Source organism: Serratia sp. LTN-2 (assembly GCF_059740205.1).
This window is the reverse complement of record NZ_JCAXDO010000015.1, coordinates 37,506-57,314: the sequence shown is the minus strand read 5'-3', so window position 1 is coordinate 57,314 and position 19,809 is coordinate 37,506. Positions and strand designations below refer to the sequence as shown.

The window sequence follows — 19,809 nt, the reverse complement described above, 5'->3', positions numbered from 1 at the left end:
GGCCTCGATGTCAGAACGCGATCGAGCCCTGTACGAAGAAGGTGCGCGGTTCGCCGACGTATTTGCCGAAGTTGTTGTCGTTGGAGCGGGTGAAGTAGCGCTGATCGAACAGGTTTTTCACCCCGGCACCCAGCGTCAGGTTCGACAGCTGCGGCCCGAAATTATATTCCCCGCGCATGTTCCACACCATGTAACCGGCGATATCGCCGAACTGGCCGTCGGCGCTCTCCTGCGTGATGTACTCCGGCCCGGTGCCCGGCGAGTGCTGTTTGGACTGCGCGTAGCCGTCCAGATTCCACACCCAGTTGCCGGTGGCGTAGCGCGTGCCGACGGTATACACCTGACGCGAGTAGAACGGCAGGTCTTTACCGGCGAAATCGCCCTTGTCGGTGCTGGCCTTGGTGTAGGTATAGCTGGTGTAGACGCTGGCGCCGTCGAGCGCGCGATTCAGCTCGCTGAGATCGTAGCTGAGTGCCAGCTCGATGCCTTTGTGCTTGGTAGCGCCCATATTGGTCCAGCCCACGTCGTTGCTGATGTACTGCAGCTGGTTATCGAAATCGATGTAGAACAGCGTGGCCTCGGCCTTGACCACGGTATCGTCGTAGCGGGTGCCGAACTCATAGGTGTGCGCTTTTTCCGCCGTCAGCCCCGGCGCCGGCTGGTTGCCGTTACCGCCTTTGGTCAGTTGGAAATACTGCATGCTGCCGAACGAAGTATTGGCGTTGGCGAACAGTTTCCAGGCGTCGGACAGATGATACATCACGTTCAATGACGGTAGCGGTTCGCTGTAGCTTTTCTCGCGGCTGATGTTGTTGAACGAATCGTCCACGTGAGTGCGGATGCTTTCGTAGCGCAGGCCAGGCGTGACCGTCCAGTTGCCGACGTTGATGGTGTCGTCGATGTAGAACGCGTTGGCTGCGGTGCCGCCGGAGGTGTGCTGGTAATAGTCCGGGGTATCCGGCGTGGCGCCGACGTTCGCCGGGTTATACCAGGCCGAACGCGACGCCTTTTCATCCATGGTTTCATTCAGGTAGCGGTAGCCGAGGGTGATCTCGTGCGCCATATCCCAGAAACGAAACAGCTGTGAATAGCTCGGTTCGATCGCCCAGGTCGAATAGTGACGCGGATAGGACACCATGCGCCGCAATCCGGCGTTTTTGCCGGTGCCTTCCGATTCGATGTTGCTGCCGCGGTAGCTGTCGGTGAAGTAAGTCAGCACTTCGAACTGTTTGTCGTCTTCCTGATGCTTGTATTTGAACGACATATCCTTGCGGCGGCCTTCGAACTGATCCCACGGTCGCGTGGACTGGAACGGGTTCTGCGCGTATTGCGTTTTGCTCAGCCCGCCCGGCATGCCGGCTTTGGCGTCGTAGTAGTGAAAATTGGCCAGCAGTTCGTCGCGATCGGTGAACGCATAACGCGTTTTCAGCATGAAATCGTCGATGTCGGTGTTGTCGTTGTTGTCGCGGTAGCCCTGGCCGTGCAGGCCGGAGTAGAGCAGCTCGGCGCCGAGGCCGTTGTCCGCGGTGCCGCCCACCGAGGCGCTGGTCAGGGTTTTCAGGCCGCCGTGGCTGGCGCCCTGGGTCTGTACGCTGGCGGTGCCGCCAAACTGTTTGGGAATGTCGCGGGTGACGAAGTTGATCACGCCGCCAACGTTTTGCGGCCCGTAACGCACCGCACCGCCGCCGCGCACCACGTCAACCGATTGCAGATTGCCGATCGACAGCGGCGCCATCGACAGCTGAGGCTGGCCGTAAGGCGCAACCGCCAATGGAACGCCGTCCATCAGAATGGTGGATCGCGGAGAAAGGCGAGAGGTCAGGCCGCGCACGCCGACGTTGAGCGAAATGTCGCTGCCGCCGGTGCCGTTGCTGTCGCGCACCTGCACGCCGGGCACGCCGCGCAGGCTGTCGGCGATGGTTTGATCGCCCTGTTCATGCATCTGCTGCTGAGTGACGATGGAGCGCGCGCCGGGATGGTTAAGCAGCACCGAACTGGTATCAGGGTTGTCCAGCCAGTTGCCGACGACGGTCACGGTGTCGGCATCGTTTTGAGATGAGTTATCAGCAGCAAGGACAGGGAATGCGACGGCAATGGAGGTCGTCAGCAAAGAAAGTCGAAAAAGAGGTGACATAATAATGCCTTAAGAGTTTCAGACCCGGATGTGTTTTTTTAGAAAAGACAATCTTAATGATAATTATTGGCAAGTAAATAGAATTGTTACGGGATAGTTAAGCGGGTAACGATGTGGCGCGGGCGGGGTGTCAGGGCCCGGAGGGTGGGCCCTGAACGGACATTATTGCGGCGTAAGCCAGAAGACGCCGCTGTAATCCAGCGTGGTGAATTTCTGGTGGACCATTTCGATATCCGCTTGCGGATCAATATCTTTAAACAGCGCCGGGTGCAGGAATTTGGCGATTGCCTCAACGGCGATAAAGTTGAGCGGCGTGTCGTAAAATTGATGGTAAATCGCCATCACGCGTTTTTCTTTCACCGCTTTCAGTACGTTAATGCCGGTGCGATCCAGCAGATGCGCCAGTTTCTTTTGGCTGGTGGCCATATCGGTGGTGTAGCCCAGCGGCACCGCCAGCGTGCCGCGATGACCACGGCTCCAGTCGGCGCCGGTCAGCAGATAGAAATCCGGGTTGCTGCCGATCACCTGCTCGACGTTCACTTCACCGCCCATGTCGGAAAACAGCTTGCTGCCGATATTGTCGCCGCCGGCGGTCTCGATAAACTGCCCGAAGCTGCCTTTGCCGAAAGTGTTGCAGCACTGCTCGCCTTTGATGCCGGCGCTGCGTTCGATGAAGACGCTGGGGCGCTGCTCCGGTTTCAGCGTGGCGACCCGTTGGCGCACCAAGTCGAGCCGTTGCTGATAAAGCTGAATAAAGGCGTCGGCGTTGGGCTGTTCATCAAACACTTTACCCAGCAGCTGCATGCTGGCGACGGTGTTGGTCAACGGCTGCTGGCGAAAATCGATGATCAGCACCGGAATACCGACTTTTTCCAGCTGGGTCAGTACGCCACTGTCCTTCAATTTGCTCAGCAGACCGATGTCGAAAATGATCAGATCCGGTTGGCGCACCACCGCGCTTTCTACGCTGAAATCGCTGGTGTAGGGGTTGTCGAAGGTGGGGATCTGCATGACCTGCGGGAATTTTTTTGCGTAGGCCTCCACCAGATCCGGTGCTTTGACCTTCAGCGAGTTGTCCCAGGCGATGATGTTTTTCAGCGGTTCCTGCGGATGCAGAATATTGAGCGCCAACAGCGCACGGGCATCGGCCAGGATAACGCGTTTGGCCGGTTGCGGCAGAGTGACCTGACGGCCGGCGACATCGGTGACGACGATCGGCGCGGCCTGAGCGGCGCCGGCCAACAGCAGAATGCAGGCGGCCAGCCAGCGGCCGGCTTTGGCGATAAGAACAGCGGGCATGGAGATCCTTGAGTAATCGGCGAAGAACGAGAGCGCAATGATAAGCGATATCCTTTCGCTTTTTGAACACCCTTGATGCCGATAGTGGCTACTCCTGGCCCATCAGCGGGTCGCTGACGCTGTGTTCGCCGTTTTCCAACCGGCCCGCCAGGCGGCGCAGCCAGCCGGGGCTTTGCAGCGTAAGGTCATACCAACCGCCGCTGGCGCGGGCGTCAAACGTTTGCTGGTGGCTGCCGCCCGCCGGCAGCGTGATGTGCCACGGGCCCTGCTGCGTATAGGGGCAGCGTTCGAGGGTAACCGCTATCGCTTCGGCGCCCGGGTTGTTCAACTGCAGCTGCAGGCTGCGCCCCGCCGGGCGCAAACGCACTTCCGGCTGCGGCCGGCTCAGGGCGCCGCGCAGTTCACGATGAAAACCGTTGGGGCCGAGCAGCCACAGATGGTACTCATCCTCCGTCTGCCAATCGTCGCTGACCGCTTTGCCGGCCTCGACGGTGTAGCGGCGCGGGATCTGTGCCAGATCTCGCCGATCGTAAACGTGAAACACCGCCCCCTGTTCGCCGGTATTGAACAGATTCAGCGTGACGCGCCGCTGCTCGGCCGCGACGGCGGCTTCGACGTGCAGCTGGTAAGGCAATGCGCGAGAAGGGCGCGCCAGGCGGCGTTGATGCGGCAAACGCTGGTGGGCGGGCGACGGCAGCGGCACCTGCGGCAGCTGCTCCTGGCGTTGACGCAGGCCGTCGGCGGCGCGACGGCTGGTGGCGGGCAGGCTCGGCAATGCTTCGCCGTTAGGGTCGACAAAGTTGAACGCCGAGGTGAGATCGCCGCACACCGCGCGGCGCCAGGCGCTGATGTTGGGTTCATGCACCTGAAAGCGCTTCTCCAGAAATTGCAGCACCGAGGTGTGATCGAAGACCTGCGAGTTGACCCAGCCGCCGCGGCTCCAGGGCGACAGCACCAGCATCGGCACCCGCGGGCCGGGGCCATAGATGCGGCCGTCTGGCGGTGGCTGATCCTCCGAGCCGGGCGGCGCCACGTGCTGGAAGATCTCGGTGTCGAACGGCACCGTCGATTTACCGGCGAAGCTGCCGTCTTCACGCAGCGACGGCGCGGAAGGCGAGGGCATGTGATCGAAAAAGCCGTCGTTTTCGTCGTAGTTGACCAGCAGGACGGTTTTGCTCCATACCTCCGGGTTATCGGTCAGCGCGTTGAGGATCTCTTGCGTGAACCAGCCGCCCTGCACCGGGCTGGAGGGATCGGGGTGTTCCGAATAGGCCGCCGGCGCGATGATCCAGCTGACCTGCGGCAGTTTGCCTTGCTGCACGTCGGCGCGGAACCCGGCCAGCATGGCGTCCAGATCGTTGCCGCTGGCGGCGGGCAGGGTGTTGCCGTTGCCTTTGTATAGCGGCGCGCTTGCGTTGAGCTCGTCGCGATAGGGCACGAAGGCGTTGAAGTCTTTCGGCGGCCGCGCCGGGTTGCCCACCTGAATGCTGGCGGCGCGGTACTGGCGGAAGCCCGCCAACGGGTTGTCGGTAAAGTTGTCCGGCAGGAATTGATACACCTTCCAACTGACGCCGCTCGCCTCCAACCGTTCCGGATAGGTTGTCCACTGGTAGCCGATCTCTGCCGGGCCGGGGCTGTCCCATTCGTTGACCACCACCGCCACGTCGGCGGCGGACGGGCCGTTGGTGCCGGTCCAGTGGAACAGCCGATTGGTATTGGTGCCGGCGTGGATGGCGCAGTGATAGGCGTCGCACAGGGTGAAGGCGTTGGCCAGCGCGAACTGGAACGGCAGCTCATGCTGGCGATAGTAGCCCATCGAGGCCGGCGTTTTGTAGGTCGGCCAGGCGCTCATGCGGCCGTGGTCCCAGGCGGCCTGTTCATCCACCCATGAGTGCGGCGTGCCGGTGACGCGCTGGGCGTTACCGCGTTTGCTGTCCAGGTGGTAGGGCAGCACCAGCCGCTCGGCGCCCTGTTGCTGCCAGACGTGGCGGCCGTCGGGCAGTGGGATGGTAAAGCGATCGCTGAAGCCGCGTACGCCCGGCAGGGTGCCGAAGTAGTGGTCGAAAGAGCGGTTCTCCTGCATCAGGATCACCACGTGTTCGACGTCGCGCAGGGTGCCGGTGCGATTATTGGCGGGAATGGCCAGCGCTTTGCGAATCGAAGCGGGCAGCAGCGAGAACGCCGATCCGATGGCGGCAGCCCGCAGTATGTCTCTGCGTGAAAGGTCAGGCATGCGTCGTTAATCTCCGTCAGTGTGCTTTGAAGATAGCCGCTGACGACGATAATGGCGAAAAATAACAGGGAGATGAAATCGAGGAAAACAATGCTCCCTGGCGGGAGCATTGGTGGATGACGCTTACTGTCTGATCAGGCGGCCGAGCGCCGGCGCCGTTTCGAAATCGCTGCGGAAGGGGTTGATATCCAGGCCACCGCGGCGGGTATAGCGCGCGAACACGCTGAGTTTTTCCGGGCGGCAGTGCTGCTTGATGTCGTTGAAAATACGTTCGACGCACTGCTCGTGGAATTCATTGTGCTGGCGGAAGGAGATCAGGTAGCGCAGCAGGCTTTCGCGATCGATTTTGCGGCCTTCATAGCGGATAACCACGCTGCCCCAGTCTGGTTGATTGGTGACCAGGCAGTTGGACTTCAGCAGGTTGGAAGACAACGTCTCCGTTACCGGTTCCCCTTGATCGGCCGCGCCGCTCAGGTATTCCGGCTTGAACGTGAAGTCGTCAACCGCGATGTCCAAATCGTCGATGTTGATGCCCGGCAGGCGATCGATCTGCGCCGGATAACCTTCCAGCCCCGGATAGAGTTTGACGGTGACCTGGCCGTTGGCCGCCTGCGACAGATCCTGCTGCATGGCGGCGCTCACCTGTTCCACGCTGTCGAAGCGCGTTTGGTTGAAACTGTTGAGATACAGCTTGAACGACTTGGACTCGATCAGGTTCGACGAGGAGTGCGGGAAGGTAAACTCGCCGATGCCCACCACCGGTTTGCCCTTGCCGTTGAGCCAGGACAGCTCGAAGGCGGTCCACAGATCGAAGCCGCTGAACGGCAGCTGCCGCTCGTCGACGCCGATCAGATCGCGGCCACGCGCGCGCGGCAAGGCTTCGAGCAATGCGGGAGCATATTGATCCGGATAATCGGAGTTGGCGCCAAGATGGGTGATCTTATCTTGCTTTTGGATATGCATATTCATTGCCTTTTGCTTGTTCGGTATTGATGTAGCGGTTAAACAGACTGCGGGTGGCGTAGATCGGCCCGACGCCCAGCAGGGCGTAAACCACCTTGATCAGGAACTGCGACAGGATCATGGTTTTGATGATATCCCAGCTCAGCACGTTGTAGAACGCCAGCGTACAGAACACCACGCTGTCGATGGCCGACGCCACGACGGTGCTGGTGATCACGCGTACAAACAGGTAGCGGGAGTTGGTCAACTCTTTGATTTTGCAAAGCAGGTAGGAGTTGACGTTCTCGGAGATCAGATAGGCCGCCGACGAGGCCACCAGCACCGCCATGATGCTGTGCACGATGCCATTGTAGGTCTCGCTGTACTCCCACTGCGGAATGCTCGGCACCAGCGTCGTTACCCAAACGCCGAGGACGAAGGTCAGGTTGGCGATAAACGAGATGATGATGGTGCGTCTGGCCAGCCGCAGCCCATAGAACTCGTTGAGGATGTCCACCAGGATGAAGGTGAGCGGATAGATGAAGATCGCCGGCGGCGTGATGAGGTTCAGCACCGGAATTTGGATCGGTTTGACGCCGCACAGCGTTGAGAAAATATAAATCACGCTGAGCGCAACGGTGATGATCAAATAGGCGTACCAAGAGCGTTCATGGCGATCGCTGAGTTCGTAGGCGGTTTTTTGCTTGTTGTCGCCATAGAGTTTACGGTACAGCGCCTGCAGCTCATGCCGGCTTAAATCTTCTGATATCTCACTATCGGCCAGTTCATTCAGCCCCATGGTGATGGTTTTGCCGGTGGCCAATACCATAACATTGGCCGCGATAGTGCCATGCCGGGTGAAGCCCAACAGCTTGAACTTCTGATTCGGTTCCATTTATAGCCTTTCTCCAACGATGTAACCCAGGAATTGCACGGTGTCCTGAGGGCGTTTGTCCATGCTTTCGCTGTCTTTGTCGTCAACCACAAAGAAGCCGCTTTTTCCCGAGTGATACAGCAAAGGCGAATCGCAAATCAGTACCGGCGGACGTTTGATGATAATGACTTCGCCGGGAATAAATGACCCTTTAATTTCGGTCTCTATTTTCATTGCCAACATGTTTGACTCATCGCCGAAGAAATAAGTCAAAGGAAACTCGGTGACCAGTTGCCCGATCTTGCGCTGCGAGACGGCCAGGTAGCGCGACTGCGGGATCACCGGAATGGCGGAAGGGTTCTTGTTGCCTTCGGTGGACAGCGTTTCGTTGAGCAGCTCGAGTTTTTCCAGATCGTAGTCTTCGATCTCTTCGCAGGAGACGCCGAAGAAATCGGAAATTCGATTAACGGTGGATTGCTGAACGTTGTTCACTCTTCCGTCGAGAATTTTGTAGAGGGTGGTGCGCGTCAGGCCGCTGCGGTTGGAAAAGGAAGCCTTGGTTTCACCGCGGGTACGCATCAGATATTCAATGTTTTTAATGATGTTGATTTTGCGCTGTGCGTTGGTGGTTTTCATTGGCTGTCCTTACAAACATTACGCAGGCTTCACTATATCTTACGCATCGGCGTTGTCCAGATAAAAAGGCGCCGGCTAAAGGGTAACAGACTGATTATTTACGGTAATTATTGTTTTTTTCCAGCTGGTTAGCCTATTGGCGCTAGCGGAATTATCCGGTTTATCCGAGCACATGATAAAACCGTGTAAATCAATTGATTAGCTTTTGCTTATGGAAAAGTGAACACAAAAGCCGATTTTGTGTTTACTTTTATGTTGACCAAAACCGATTTCATGGGCTACTGTTCATGCAAGCTGAAGTTTTTCTTTACGATAAAAACACGGAAGCTTCGATTATTTATAATAAAAAGCTCAGAGGGGGCGTTTCCACACTCTGAGCATGATGGATACTTGCTACCGACACCAGGGACCCTCACCGCAGCCGTTTGTCTGTACGAGCGGCTCGTTCTCCTGCATTGAAATCCGTATTTTCAAGCGTATAACACTCCCCCGTTACCGGAGGAGTGCATTCGCGCGTGCCTGCCAATCAGAGTGACTTTTGCGAGGCCAGCGGTTTTTGCGCCCGGCTGAAGGCCAGTTTAAGCACCCAATACAGCAGGCTGGCGGCCACCAGGGAGTTGATGGTCGGTACGCCCCATTCGGTCGCCAGGCCAACGGCGCCGCCGGCGATGCTGGCGACGATCGCCGCCCAGCCGATGGTCGGCGTTTCGTTCGGCAGTTGGCCCGTGCGGCGGCTCTCGTCGAGGATTTTGCGGTGGCTGCGCAGCAGATAATAGTCCACCAGCATGATGCCGATAATCGGCGGGAAGACCACGCCAAGCACCGTCAGGAAATCGACGAAGCGGTCGAGAATGCCCAGCACCGAGAGCGTGGTGCCCAGAATACCGATCACCAGCGTGGTGTAGGTGTACTTCAGCTTTTTGCCGGTGATGCCTTCCACCGCGTTGACGATGCCCAGCGAAGAAGAATACAGGTTGAGATCGTTGACGCGCAGGGTAGAGAACACCACCACCAGCAGGCCCGCGCCGCCGGCCGCTTGCGACATTATGGTGACGACGTCTGCGGTGCCCAGCGTTTTAGCAATGAGGATAGCCAGGCCGTTCACCACGAACTCGCCGGCGATGATGGTGAAGAGCGTGACGCCGAGCACGTGTTTGCCGTTTTTGGAATAACGGGTCAGATCGGGCGTCATCAGACTGGCGACGATGGCGCCACCGACAACGATGGTGATGCCGGCGCTGATGGTCAGTGGCTCTCCCGGCGGAGCCAGCTGGATGATCTCCTGCAGGTTATGGCCGGAAAGCGCCGTCACGGAGATATAGGCCACCAGCATGATGAACATCGGTACGGCAATGCGAGCGGCGATGCGCAGCGCCTTGAAGCCGAACGCCACCAGGATGGTCAGCAGCGTGCCCGAGAGCCCGGCGGCCAGGCCGAAGCCCAGCTTATTGCCGAGCGCGAAGTCGAGCGACTTGGCGAAAATGGCGTTTTGAATGCCGAACCAGCCCAGCAGGCTGACGGCCACCACGACGCCGATCAGTACCGACCCCAAACGGCCGAAGCCGCACCAGCGCGCCAGCAGGCTGCCGGAAATCCCTTCGCGCATGCCCGCCAGCCCCAGGCCGTAGGTCACTACGCCGAAGATCAGGCTGCCGACGAAAATGGCGGTGAAGGCGTCAATCAGCGACATGGAGTTGCCGAGCACGGCGCCGAGCATGAACTGATCCAGCGCGGTCAGCATGCCCATATGCACTATGGCCACGCTTAAAAATGAGACTCTTTTATCCTGCGGCACCCGGGTGAGCGGATAATCTTCGATCTTTATCACGGTGAGATCTTCCTTGCGGTTCAAATAAACTGAATGCCTTTAGTTATCAGGCGATCGGGTATGTAGTTATCCAGGTTGGCGTATTTGCAGTACTCCTCAAATTGCTGCTGAGTATGCACGTTGGCCTTCTGGTAGATGTTATAAATGCGGTTTTCGATGGTCTTATTGCTGACGCTATAGATTTTGGCGATCTCTTTCACCGTAAATCGCTGCAGCATAAGGAAAATGACATCGAGTTCAGCGCGGGTGAACAGCTCGTTATTGACCTCGGTGGTCAATACGCTGGGCTTTTGCTGGTTGATGTACTTGAGCGGCGACAGGCTGTTCATCGGCTTGGCGTTCCAGATCACGCCAATCACCTGTTTGTCGTCGTTGTACACCGGCAGCTTTTCGCTGATAAACGGCGTCAGGCTGTCTTTACCGTACCAATAGTGCGTTTCTATGACCGTGACCCGATCGCGCGCCGCTTCGGTCATTTTATCGTGCTCGATAAAGTCGGCGGCGGAGTCGGCCCAGTCGGCGGGGAATTCGTGGTCATATTTACCGGCGACGTCGAAGTTCAGCGGCGTATTGGTATAGAGATAAGCGGCGCGGTTCATATAGAGGTGGCGGGACAGCTGGTCTTTGATGCCCCAGGGCTCGCTCAGGTGCTCCATCATGGTGATGAGACCCTTAAAATAAGATTCATTATTTTTATGCGAGGAACCCATACCCTACCTCTGCGCCGCTCAGGCCGCGTTACAGGCTTTTAGCCAGGTAATGGCGGGTGTGGCGGTGTGCGTAATCGCCCAGTTCGCCGTAGACCCGGTAGCCCAGTTTTTCGTAGAAGCCTCTGGCCTGGAAATCGAAGGTATCGACATAGGCCATGTGGCAACCGCGTTTGCGGGCTTCTTCTTCGGCCAACTGCATCAGTTGGCGGCCGTAACCGCTTTTGCGGCATTGATCGCCGACCCACAGATACTGCACTTCCAGGCCGCCCCACCAGGTGCGCGCGACCAGGCCGCCGACGATCTGCTGATTGTCGTCGGTAACGGTCAGGAACAACGGGTGAATGTCTACGGGCTGGGTTTTATGGTTGTGAGCCCACAGACTGTCGATAACGAACTCTTCATCCTGCGGGTTGGGTTTGTCGGTGATATTAATATTCATTTTTAATATAATTCCCTGATTTAATTATTCAAAACTGAACTAGGCGTTTTCGCCTTAACCGCTTCTAATATCACTTTCATTAATGTATTTCAAGGGTGGTTTTCACCCTTTTCCGCCAGGTGAGAGGGCGCTTATAGTAGCTGCCACAGGGAGAAGAAAATAGTGAAACAGGCGGTATTAAAACGCTGAAATGCCCTGCTTACACCATCTTTTCCTATCTTGCGCCTCACCAGGGCCCCACCGGGAAAACTGCAGTACTGTATGGCTCCACCGGATAGAGCAAGCTAACTTGCCGACGGGGGAGCCACTTTGTTTTTTCCGCAGCCATTCCACGTTGGCCACTCTCTGTCTCAGATATTAAACACTCTTCTTATCAGAAGATATGAGTCGCAGATGAAAATGCGGCCGATACCTGCCGATCCGCTGATTTAGTCCTCTGATATGACGCCGAGCAGCGCCGGCTCGATGGTGGCGCTCAGCATGGCACCATGCCCTAAGGCGGGCCATTCCCGGTAGCCGACGGCAAGGCCGTTGAGCGGCGCCAGGTGTTCGGCCAGCAAATGCGTCGCGTCCGCCGGCAGCGCGGGGTTCTTTACGCCGGGCGGTGCCGCGCGATCGCGTTCCGCCAGACCAACCCATAATTGCAGACTTGCCGCCAGCGTCGGGCGCCGTTCGATCATCTGTTGCGCTTCCCGCAGGATCATACCCTGCCCCCACCACAGCGAGGGCTCAACGGCGATGTAGCGCTGGAAGGTGGCGGGACGGGTGAATAGCGTGTGCAGAACGAAGAGCCCGCCGTAGGAGTGCCCCCACAGCGTTTGTCGCTGCGGATCGATCGCTATTTTGGCGGCGATCGCCGGTTTGATCTGCGTTTCAATCAACTGCAAGAAGGCATCTGCGCCTCCCACGGCCCGCGGCGGTTTCTTCATGCTTGCCGGCAGAGGGAGCGTATAGTCGTAGGCACGGCCGGCGGCATCGATGCGCAGATCGTTGTCATAGCCGATCATGACCAGCACCGGTGGCCGCTTCGCCGCCGCCAGTTTTGCCAGCAGGGCAGCGTTCAGCTCCATTAGCACCGCATTGCCGTCGAGGAAATAAATCGTTGGATAGCCACCAGGCGCAGGCGCCTGACGCGGCTGAGCGATACGAATGCGATAATGCCGCTCGCCATCGGCGGAGGCGAAGCGCAGATCGCTGAAGCGGTAATCCGTTGAATCGCTATCGGCGACGGTAACGCCGATCTTGCGTTCCAGATCGGGCCTGGCCAGCACGCTGCCCGGCAGCCCAACGCCGATGGCGAGCGCCAGAAGCGCGGAAATAAAATTCCGGTTAGACAATAACATGCAGGTCAACATCCTCGGAAAAAGTCGATATTAGCACCCGTACGCGCCCGGTAAAAACCTATCCTTTGGATGGACATTCCGGCGACGAATTGCGGCCGAAGCCCACAAGCGGGCCGTCAGTCGCTTTGCAAAGTTAATAGCAACCCATTGTTATTATTGGCGAGTACAGGAATAAGAGAGGTTAAAATTAATTAGAAATAGTTATGATTTTTGTGAGAGGGAAAATCTGCGTGAAGGCATGTAAACACAAGGTTATCCAAGAATATCAGTGAAAAAAGCCCTATAAAATAGGGCAAAGACACACAACAACACCAGGGAAACTTTCCGGTATCTTATATTATAGCTACCTATACATATAGAACATTTTATTATAAATATGTAAACGATTCTTATTAATGTATTAATGCCATTGTTTTTCAAACGGTTATGCAGCCTGGCTGAGGTATTGTTCCTGAATCATGTGTTGGGCAGGCAGAGGGGCAGGAGGCTGGGAGCTGTGCTGTAACGGCGGTATTGCCTTAAGGATCATCGGCCCGATGATCCTTAAGGCAATACCGGCTGGCGGGCTGCAAAAATGCCTGCCGGTATTTCTCCTCAGCGGCTGTCCGCTGAAAATCAGTGCTGTTGCAACGTCAACATCTCGCCAAGTAAAACATCGGTTGGCGGCAGGATATCCGTATCCAACCCGGCGGAAGGGGTAAAGGTCAGCTCGCCGAAAATGATCTGACCTTTGGAAATGTAGAAATCAACGCGAACAAACTCGAAGGGCGCCGACAAGCGTGCGGCATACTCAAACAGCTCGTCGTAACCTTCAGGTTTTACGAAAGCGTCTATCTGTTCCTGGTTTAATGCCTGGCAGTCTTCGCTGTAGCACAGAAACTTGAAATCTTTGTCAAAGAAGTAATATTTTGGCGACCCAGTCTCTCTGCCGACGCACAGCAAGGTGCAGTATGGCACACCGCGGAAGCAATAGATCTTATAGTCTTCAGGTCCGTGGCCATTGGCCGATTCGATATACTTCTCCCCAATGATCTTCTTTTGTATTCCTTTGTAGTTGAGCTCTACATAGGTTTTCCAATAATCATCCCTCATCCAGCCATCGATCAATTTGGCAGCGCTCTTGATATTCAGTAATTTTTTATTCTGGCAAATCAGGTTATATCCGGAACCATGATTCCCTTTGATCACGAACTTATCCGGCAATGAGTCCCACGGGATATCGCTTACTGAGTCACAGGCAAAGTACAATTCATTAAGGATCTCTTCGCACCCTTGATCTTTGATGTACTGTCTTACCGCGTATTTATCCGCGCACTGCTTCACCAACGCATTGTGACTATAGCCATTCAACTTCAGGTGATTGATCTTTTCATTCCAGGTAGATGGCGCCTGTAAGTTTAACGGTTTGCCAAATGCCTTTTTGTAGAGCAATCTGGCCTTGAATTCGGGGGCCAATACGGCCAGATTCTTCGTAATAAATTTAATGATTTGTCTTTTCATATACCTGATTCCATCAAAGCGTAGTGACAATGATTAAGACTTAAAGCGCGGGTAACACGCTTTCACTGCGCCATTGCATGGCGGTCGGCGTGGTTCCCAGATCAAATGGCTGGTGATCTAACGCCCGATTAAGAATGCGAGCCGATCGCCACGCCATCAGGCTCAACTGAGGATCGGCAATGCCGTGATTATGCATACTGGCGTTCATGGCGAATAAACAGTTCTCCGCAGGGCCTTCCCACTCAAAGGTAAAATCAGGGGCTATGCGGTATTCGCCGTCGGCAGTGGTCAATAAACGGTGGGCTAAAGGTTCAAGGAACTCTGGCGTTGCCGATTGATAACCGGTAGCAAAGATCACCACGTCCGCCTTGAAGGCTTCCTGGCCATGATCGAGATGATGGTGCGTTTCGAGTTGGTAGGCGTTATCCAGCGTGTGCTTCAAGGCCGTTAGCGAACGGCTGGGCAGCAGGCGCACCCATAATTTCTCGCGCAATACATCGAAGCGGTGGTACATGGCGCGATAAATGGCCAGCAGCGATTCGCTGGTGATGCCGTCTGAGGTCATCTTCTGCTCGGCCAGCATATGCCGCTTGGCCGCGCTATCGAGCGAGTAAAAGCTCTCGACGTAATCAGGCGTGAAATATTCGTTGGCAAAGGCCGCTTCATCAAGCGCGTTGTAATTATTGCGCCGTGATATCCAGTCGAGTTGTTCCGGCTGCCCCCATTCCCCTTTAAAAATATTCAGGAACAGATCCGCGCCGCTCTGGCCACCGCCGACGATCGCCACGCGTTTGCCTGCCAGGTTGGGGTTGCGCAGCATCATTTCGCTGGCATGGAAACAGCGATCGTTTTGCGCCGTCACGCAGTCCGGCAACTTTATTTTCTTACCAATACCTATGCTTACGTGTCTGGCGTGGAATACTGCATTTGAGGTCGTGACCACGAATTGGCGCTCCCGATCGTCAAACTCGACCCGCTGAACGTCTTGATTGAACGCCAACGATCCCATTCCGCTCGCGGCCCAGGTGAGGTAATCGGCGAATTCTTCACGCGACGCGGTGCGCTGTTCCGTTGTCAGGAATCGGTAGAACTTTCTGTTTTTTACCAGATAGTTGAGAAAACTATAGGGGTTGGTTGGGGCAACTGCGCTCACCAAATCTTTTAAAAAGTTGGTCTGCATGCTGCAATCCGCCAGGATCATCCCTGGATGCCAAGAGAAATGAGGTTTGCGTTCAAGGAATTGCCCCGTAAATCCCTCTATTTCACTCCCTAAGGCCGCCAGGCTAAGATTCGACGGGCCAAGGCCAATACCGATGATATCCAAACGCTGATTCATTAATAAGCTCCAGTATAATGAGAATAATACCCAGAAATACGGCTGCAGATGGGGTGGCTCATAGCAACCAGGCTGCCTTTTTCTTATAAGTAAACTTCACGAATTAAATGTGATTAAAAATTGCACGGGTTAAAAATGTCGTATTTTTAAATATCCGTTTAAAATTCGGTAGCGCATAAGGTAAAGGCTACGGGTGTTTTCTTTCCATGAAAATCCCTATGAAAGCTTGCGTGTGTATTTAATTAATATTCTTAAGTAAGAATCTGATAAACCTGATTCATCACGTCATGAAAACAGTAACCTTGGGGAAGAGGTCAACCGTTCGGGTACTCATCTGTTTTTCTGCTGTATGCGCCAGCCTGCGTTCGTCTGGCATTTCTGAGATCAGGTATTTGTTGCTTAGGATAGCCTTAAAATAGGCGCTGGGAAGGTGAAATAACGTGATATTAGAAGCCGGGTGCTTTTTGAAAATATGAAATCAGAAGTGAAATTATAAAATCGATTGGTTTTTATTTCTGTTTTTTAAATAAATTCAATGGGTTGATTTTGTTACGCTGGGGCGTGGCGCGTCAGTTAACCGGAGTCGAGCCTGGCATTTTTCCCCTGGTTTTTCCTTATTACCGCGCTAAACAGTAAGATTTTACCCACCCGTTGCATAAACCCGTGGGCATGGATTGTTCGCGTTAACTCTTGGGTTTACCTTTTGTTTAACTAATGAGGGCAACGATTGCCAGGGGAGGGTGATTGCTCGAGCCGGCTGCGAAAGATTCTGGTACGGCGACCAGGTTAGCGAGTTCTATCCGACAATCCGTTTGGCCATCGTGACTGGCACTTAACCCGCAGGGCAACCAAGAGGAGAGTCCGGTTAACTCAGTGCATTTCTACTCTTTAGCCAGAGTGAAAAACTGTCGGGCCAGGGTAATGGGTAGACATGCATTATTACTCTGTGTAAGGCAATATATTTAGCTTTATTTTTTATTAAAACTACGGCCTATTCGTAAATAACGCCGTTTGCTGTTCTGCCTCTCTTTCTTCCACTACTCATTTGACTGAGCATGATCAATACACCTTCCGCGTGTAATGAGGAGGGCATTCACTTTTTGGCTAATGGATATGCACGGGAGGAGCGGAATTTTTGCGAGAGATTTATTAGCTGAGTAATATTTTTAATAATTCAGATAGCATTTTATTAATCAGAACCTGTACGGTCGGGTAGCGCGAACCCTGAAAGCGAAAAACCCGCCATAGGCGGGTTCTTCTGAATAGGGCGACCGGACTCGGACAACCGGCGCTGGCGCCGTGTTGAACAGCGCTTCAGCGCTGGCCCATAGGGTGAGGCCCTTGGCCGAATAATCGAACGCAGTTCGATGGAGAGTCCGTACCCCAGAAAGCGAAAAACCCGCCATAGGCGGGTTCTTCTGAAGATGGTGCCCGGACTCGGACAACCGGCGCTGGCGCCGCGTTGAACAGCGCTTCAGCGCTGGCCCATAGGGTGAGGCCCTTGGCCGAATAATCGAACGCAGTTCGATGGAGAGTCCGTATCCCAAAAAGCGAAAAACCCGCCATAGGCGGGTTCTTCTGAAGATGGTGCCCGGACTCGGAATCGAACCAAGGACACGGGGATTTTCAATCCCCTGCTCTACCGACTGAGCTATCCGGGCAACGGGGCGCATTAAACCGTATTGGCCGGATGGCGTCAATCGCTTTCTGTCACAAAGCCGATCGGTTGCTCTATTTTCAGGCAGCGAGCCAGGCGTGGGGTGAGGCAGGCGGCGATTGTCATCCAATAAATATGCATATAAAACGTGTATTTATACCGTAAAGGAAATGGGTTTATATAGAATTCTATTTAAATAACAGCGTATTAAGGTTTAATCAACGGACGCTCAATCAAGATGACTCTTGCTTGAACCCCGCAGCGAATCATGCAATCATTGCGCAAATTTTAGCACTCTCCGTTCCCTGACGGTGTTCACGCTTCTTATAAGTCAGAGGGTTATTGGCATGACTGGTTTTGTCGCTCAAACGCTTTCGTGCTCCAGACATCTGACGCCGCCACCGTTCCGTCGCTGCTTCCTCCGTACGTCATCCGTCCGAATACGCCTGCCGGCCATGCGGTAAGCCCGCCTGATGCTCGCTGTTAGGCATGCGTAAAGCCAGCGCTGCGGCCCTGATTTTACTGATGCCTGTCGGACGCTGCCCAGATCAGTTCCTCCGATAACCGTCACGATCCCCGATCATGAGGCGGTCACGCACGTCGCTTATGCTGCCGTGCCCGGGCATCGCTTTTGCCGGGATAACCGCGTTATCTCATTACCGTGCCGGTGGCACACCCTCATCCTTCACCGTTTGAGAGTCAGCATGATGAAAGAATTGAAAATCGCGACCAGCGCCAGCCTGGTCGCCACCATTGAGACGCTGCGCCAGATCGTGCGCGTAGAGCAGACGGACTACACCGACGTGGCGGCGGTGGTGGTGTCGGTCGCCGACGTGAACGCCGGCATTCTGGCGCGCTTGCAGGCGACGGGGTTCGACATTCCGACCTTCGTGGCGGTGGAAGGGGACGAGCATCTTTCCCCGGACTATCTGCCGTTCGTCAGTGGGGTGTTCGCGCTGCTGGCCGGCGCCAGCAAGCCGTTCTACATGGCGCAGCTGGAGGCCGCTGCCGATGCCTATGAGCAGGCGCTGCTGCCGCCGTTCTTCAAAACGCTGAAGACCTACGTCGAGATGGAAAATTCTACCTTTGCATGCCCGGGGCACCAGGGCGGCGAGTTTTTCCGCAAGCACCCGGCCGGCCGGCAGTTTTTCGATTTCTACGGTGAAACCCTTTTCCGTTCCGACATGTGCAACGCTGACGTCAAGCTGGGCGATCTGCTGATCCATGAAGGCTCGGCCAAAGATGCGCAGAAGCACGCGGCACGGGTGTTCAACGCCGATAAAACCTACTTCGTGCTCAACGGTACCTCGGCGGCCAACAAGGTGGTGACCAACGCGCTGCTGACCCGCGGCGATCTGGTGCTGTTCGATCGCAACAACCACAAATCCAACCACCACGGGGCGCTGATCCAGGCCGGTGCTACGCCGGTCTATCTGGAAACTGCCCGCAACCCGTTCGGCTTTATCGGCGGCATCGATGCGCACTGCTTCGACGAACGTTACCTGCGCGAGCAGATCCGCGAAGTGGCGCCGGAGAAGGCTGCGGCAGCGCGGCCGTTCCGGCTGGCCATCATTCAGCTCGGCACCTACGACGGCACGATTTACAACGCTCGCCAGGTGATCGACACCATCGGCCACCTGTGCGATTACATTCTGTTCGACTCCGCCTGGGTGGGCTACGAGGGTTTTATTCCGATGCTGAAAGAGTGCTCGCCGCTGCTGCTGGAGCTGGACGAGCACGATCCGGGCATCTTCGTCACTCAGTCGGTGCATAAGCAGCAGGCGGGGTTCTCGCAGACGTCGCAGATCCATAAGAAAGACGACCATATCAAAGGGCAAAAGCGCCACTGTAACCATAAGCACCTGAACAATGCGTTTATGCTGCATGCGTCGACCAGTCCGTTCTATCCGCTGTTCGCCGCGCTGGACGTCAACGCCAAGATGCACGCCGGCCCCGCCGGGCGCCGCATGTGGATGGACTGCGTCAAGCTGGGCATCGAGACGCGCAAACAGCTGCTCAAGCGCTGTTCCCAACTGAAACCGTTTATTCCGCAGCAGGTGGCGGGCAAAGATTGGCAGGATCACGATACCGATCTGATCGCCAACGACGCGCGCTTCTTCACCTTCGTGCCGGGGGAAACGTGGCACGGCTTTGAAGGCTATGCCCAGGATCAGTATTTGGTCGATCCGTGCAAGCTGCTGCTGACTACGCCGGGCATTGACGCCACGACCGGCCAATACACCGCGTTTGGCGTGCCGGCCACCATTCTGGCCAACTTCCTGCGCGAGAACGGCATCGTGCCGGAGAAGTGCGATCTCAACTCGATCCTGTTCCTGCTGACCCCGGCGGAGAACCCGGCCAAGATGGAGCAGCTGGTGGATATGCTGGCGCAGTTCGAACGCTATGTTGAAGAAGATGCGCCGCTGAGCGTGGTGCTGCCGACGGTTTACCGCAAGAACGAGCAGCGTTATCGTGGCTACAGCATTCGTCGGCTGTGTCAGGAGATGCACGATCTGTACGTCAGCTTTGACGTCAAACAGCTGCAAAAAGAGATGTTCCGTCAGGATCATTTCCCGCCGGTGGTGATGAACCCACAGGACGCCAACGTGGAGTTTATCCGCGACAACGTCGAGCTGGTGCCGATCGGCCAGGCTGCAGGGCGCATCGCGGCGGAAGGGGCCTTGCCGTATCCGCCGGGCGTGCTGTGCGTGGTGCCGGGTGAAGTGTGGGGCGGGGCGGTGCAGCGCTACTTCCTGGCGCTGGAGGAGGGCATCAACCGCCTGCCGGGCTTCTCGCCGGAGCTGCAGGGGGTCTACATCGAGAAAAAAGATCACGGCTGGAAGCGCATCTTCGGCTATATGATCAAGCAGTAAAAAAA

Annotated in this window: 13 protein-coding genes and 1 tRNA gene; 1 reads left to right on the top strand and 13 read right to left on the bottom strand. The window is 55.9% G+C overall.

Going from position 1 to position 19,809, the window contains the following annotated elements:
* Positions 1 to 10 precede the first annotated feature (10 nt).
* The 13 genes from AC6BYQ_RS22220 to AC6BYQ_RS22160 form a co-directional block, all read right to left on the bottom strand.
* A complete protein-coding gene (locus AC6BYQ_RS22220) occupies positions 11 to 2,134 on the bottom strand; it encodes a TonB-dependent receptor family protein (protein WP_498057540.1) in 2,124 nt (707 codons plus the stop codon).
* A gap of 162 nt (positions 2,135 to 2,296) precedes the next feature.
* A complete protein-coding gene (locus tag AC6BYQ_RS22215; RefSeq protein WP_498057539.1) occupies positions 2,297 to 3,433 on the bottom strand; it encodes an ABC transporter substrate-binding protein in 1,137 nt (378 codons plus the stop codon).
* 88 nt (positions 3,434 to 3,521) lie between these two features.
* Complete coding sequence (locus AC6BYQ_RS22210) at positions 3,522 to 5,666, bottom strand: phosphocholine-specific phospholipase C (RefSeq protein ID WP_498057538.1); 2,145 nt, start codon at positions 5,664 to 5,666, stop codon at positions 3,522 to 3,524.
* A gap of 123 nt (positions 5,667 to 5,789) precedes the next feature.
* Complete coding sequence (gene queF, locus AC6BYQ_RS22205; RefSeq protein ID WP_074055082.1) at positions 5,790 to 6,629, bottom strand: NADPH-dependent 7-cyano-7-deazaguanine reductase QueF; 840 nt, start codon at positions 6,627 to 6,629, stop codon at positions 5,790 to 5,792.
* Complete coding sequence (locus AC6BYQ_RS22200) at positions 6,607 to 7,503, bottom strand: queuosine precursor transporter (RefSeq protein ID WP_019453032.1); 897 nt, start codon at positions 7,501 to 7,503, stop codon at positions 6,607 to 6,609. The genes queF and AC6BYQ_RS22200 overlap by 23 nt, the downstream gene beginning before the upstream one ends.
* Complete coding sequence (locus AC6BYQ_RS22195) at positions 7,504 to 8,118, bottom strand: helix-turn-helix domain-containing protein (protein ID WP_004937341.1); 615 nt, start codon at positions 8,116 to 8,118, stop codon at positions 7,504 to 7,506.
* A gap of 526 nt (positions 8,119 to 8,644) precedes the next feature.
* A complete protein-coding gene (locus AC6BYQ_RS22190; protein WP_025160095.1) occupies positions 8,645 to 9,946 on the bottom strand; it encodes a cytosine permease in 1,302 nt (433 codons plus the stop codon).
* 20 nt (positions 9,947 to 9,966) lie between these two features.
* On the bottom strand, positions 9,967 to 10,656 hold the full coding sequence (locus AC6BYQ_RS22185) for a helix-turn-helix transcriptional regulator (RefSeq protein ID WP_019453030.1): 690 nt from the start codon (positions 10,654 to 10,656) through the stop codon (positions 9,967 to 9,969).
* A 28-nt stretch (positions 10,657 to 10,684) separates the two neighbouring features.
* Positions 10,685 to 11,095, bottom strand: coding sequence for a GNAT family N-acetyltransferase (locus AC6BYQ_RS22180; RefSeq protein ID WP_019453029.1), 411 nt, complete (start codon positions 11,093 to 11,095; stop codon positions 10,685 to 10,687).
* 428 nt (positions 11,096 to 11,523) lie between these two features.
* Positions 11,524 to 12,438 (bottom strand): alpha/beta hydrolase, encoded by a 915-nt coding sequence (locus tag AC6BYQ_RS22175; protein ID WP_498057537.1) that lies wholly within the window; start codon positions 12,436 to 12,438, stop codon positions 11,524 to 11,526.
* A gap of 615 nt (positions 12,439 to 13,053) precedes the next feature.
* A complete protein-coding gene (locus tag AC6BYQ_RS22170; protein ID WP_498057536.1) occupies positions 13,054 to 13,938 on the bottom strand; it encodes an ATP-grasp domain-containing protein in 885 nt (294 codons plus the stop codon).
* 40 nt (positions 13,939 to 13,978) lie between these two features.
* Entirely contained in the window at positions 13,979 to 15,274 is a 1,296-nt protein-coding gene (locus tag AC6BYQ_RS22165; RefSeq protein WP_063918748.1) for a lysine N(6)-hydroxylase/L-ornithine N(5)-oxygenase family protein, read from the bottom strand.
* Positions 15,275 to 16,859: 1,585 nt separating this feature from the next.
* A tRNA-Phe gene (locus AC6BYQ_RS22160) sits at positions 16,860 to 16,935 on the bottom strand.
* A gap of 703 nt (positions 16,936 to 17,638) precedes the next feature.
* On the opposite strand from AC6BYQ_RS22160, the gene speF reads away from it, so the two are divergent.
* On the top strand, positions 17,639 to 19,804 hold the full coding sequence (speF, locus tag AC6BYQ_RS22155) for an ornithine decarboxylase SpeF (RefSeq protein WP_063919695.1): 2,166 nt from the start codon (positions 17,639 to 17,641) through the stop codon (positions 19,802 to 19,804).
* Positions 19,805 to 19,809: the final 5 nt, after the last annotated feature.

Coding starts and splice junctions, on each gene's coding strand:
- AC6BYQ_RS22220 (WP_498057540.1), bottom strand. CDS start 2,134: ATGTCACCTCTTTTTCGACTTTCTTTGCTGACGACCTCCATTGCCGTC.
- AC6BYQ_RS22215 (WP_498057539.1), bottom strand. CDS start 3,433: ATGCCCGCTGTTCTTATCGCCAAAGCCGGCCGCTGGCTGGCCGCCTGC.
- AC6BYQ_RS22210 (WP_498057538.1), bottom strand. CDS start 5,666: ATGCCTGACCTTTCACGCAGAGACATACTGCGGGCTGCCGCCATCGGA.
- queF (WP_074055082.1), bottom strand. CDS start 6,629: ATGCATATCCAAAAGCAAGATAAGATCACCCATCTTGGCGCCAACTCC.
- AC6BYQ_RS22200 (WP_019453032.1), bottom strand. CDS start 7,503: ATGGAACCGAATCAGAAGTTCAAGCTGTTGGGCTTCACCCGGCATGGC.
- AC6BYQ_RS22195 (WP_004937341.1), bottom strand. CDS start 8,118: ATGAAAACCACCAACGCACAGCGCAAAATCAACATCATTAAAAACATT.
- AC6BYQ_RS22185 (WP_019453030.1), bottom strand. CDS start 10,656: ATGGGTTCCTCGCATAAAAATAATGAATCTTATTTTAAGGGTCTCATC.
- AC6BYQ_RS22180 (WP_019453029.1), bottom strand. CDS start 11,095: ATGAATATTAATATCACCGACAAACCCAACCCGCAGGATGAAGAGTTC.
- AC6BYQ_RS22175 (WP_498057537.1), bottom strand. CDS start 12,438: ATGTTATTGTCTAACCGGAATTTTATTTCCGCGCTTCTGGCGCTCGCC.
- AC6BYQ_RS22170 (WP_498057536.1), bottom strand. CDS start 13,938: ATGAAAAGACAAATCATTAAATTTATTACGAAGAATCTGGCCGTATTG.
- AC6BYQ_RS22165 (WP_063918748.1), bottom strand. CDS start 15,274: ATGAATCAGCGTTTGGATATCATCGGTATTGGCCTTGGCCCGTCGAAT.
- speF (WP_063919695.1), top strand. CDS start 17,639: ATGAAAGAATTGAAAATCGCGACCAGCGCCAGCCTGGTCGCCACCATT.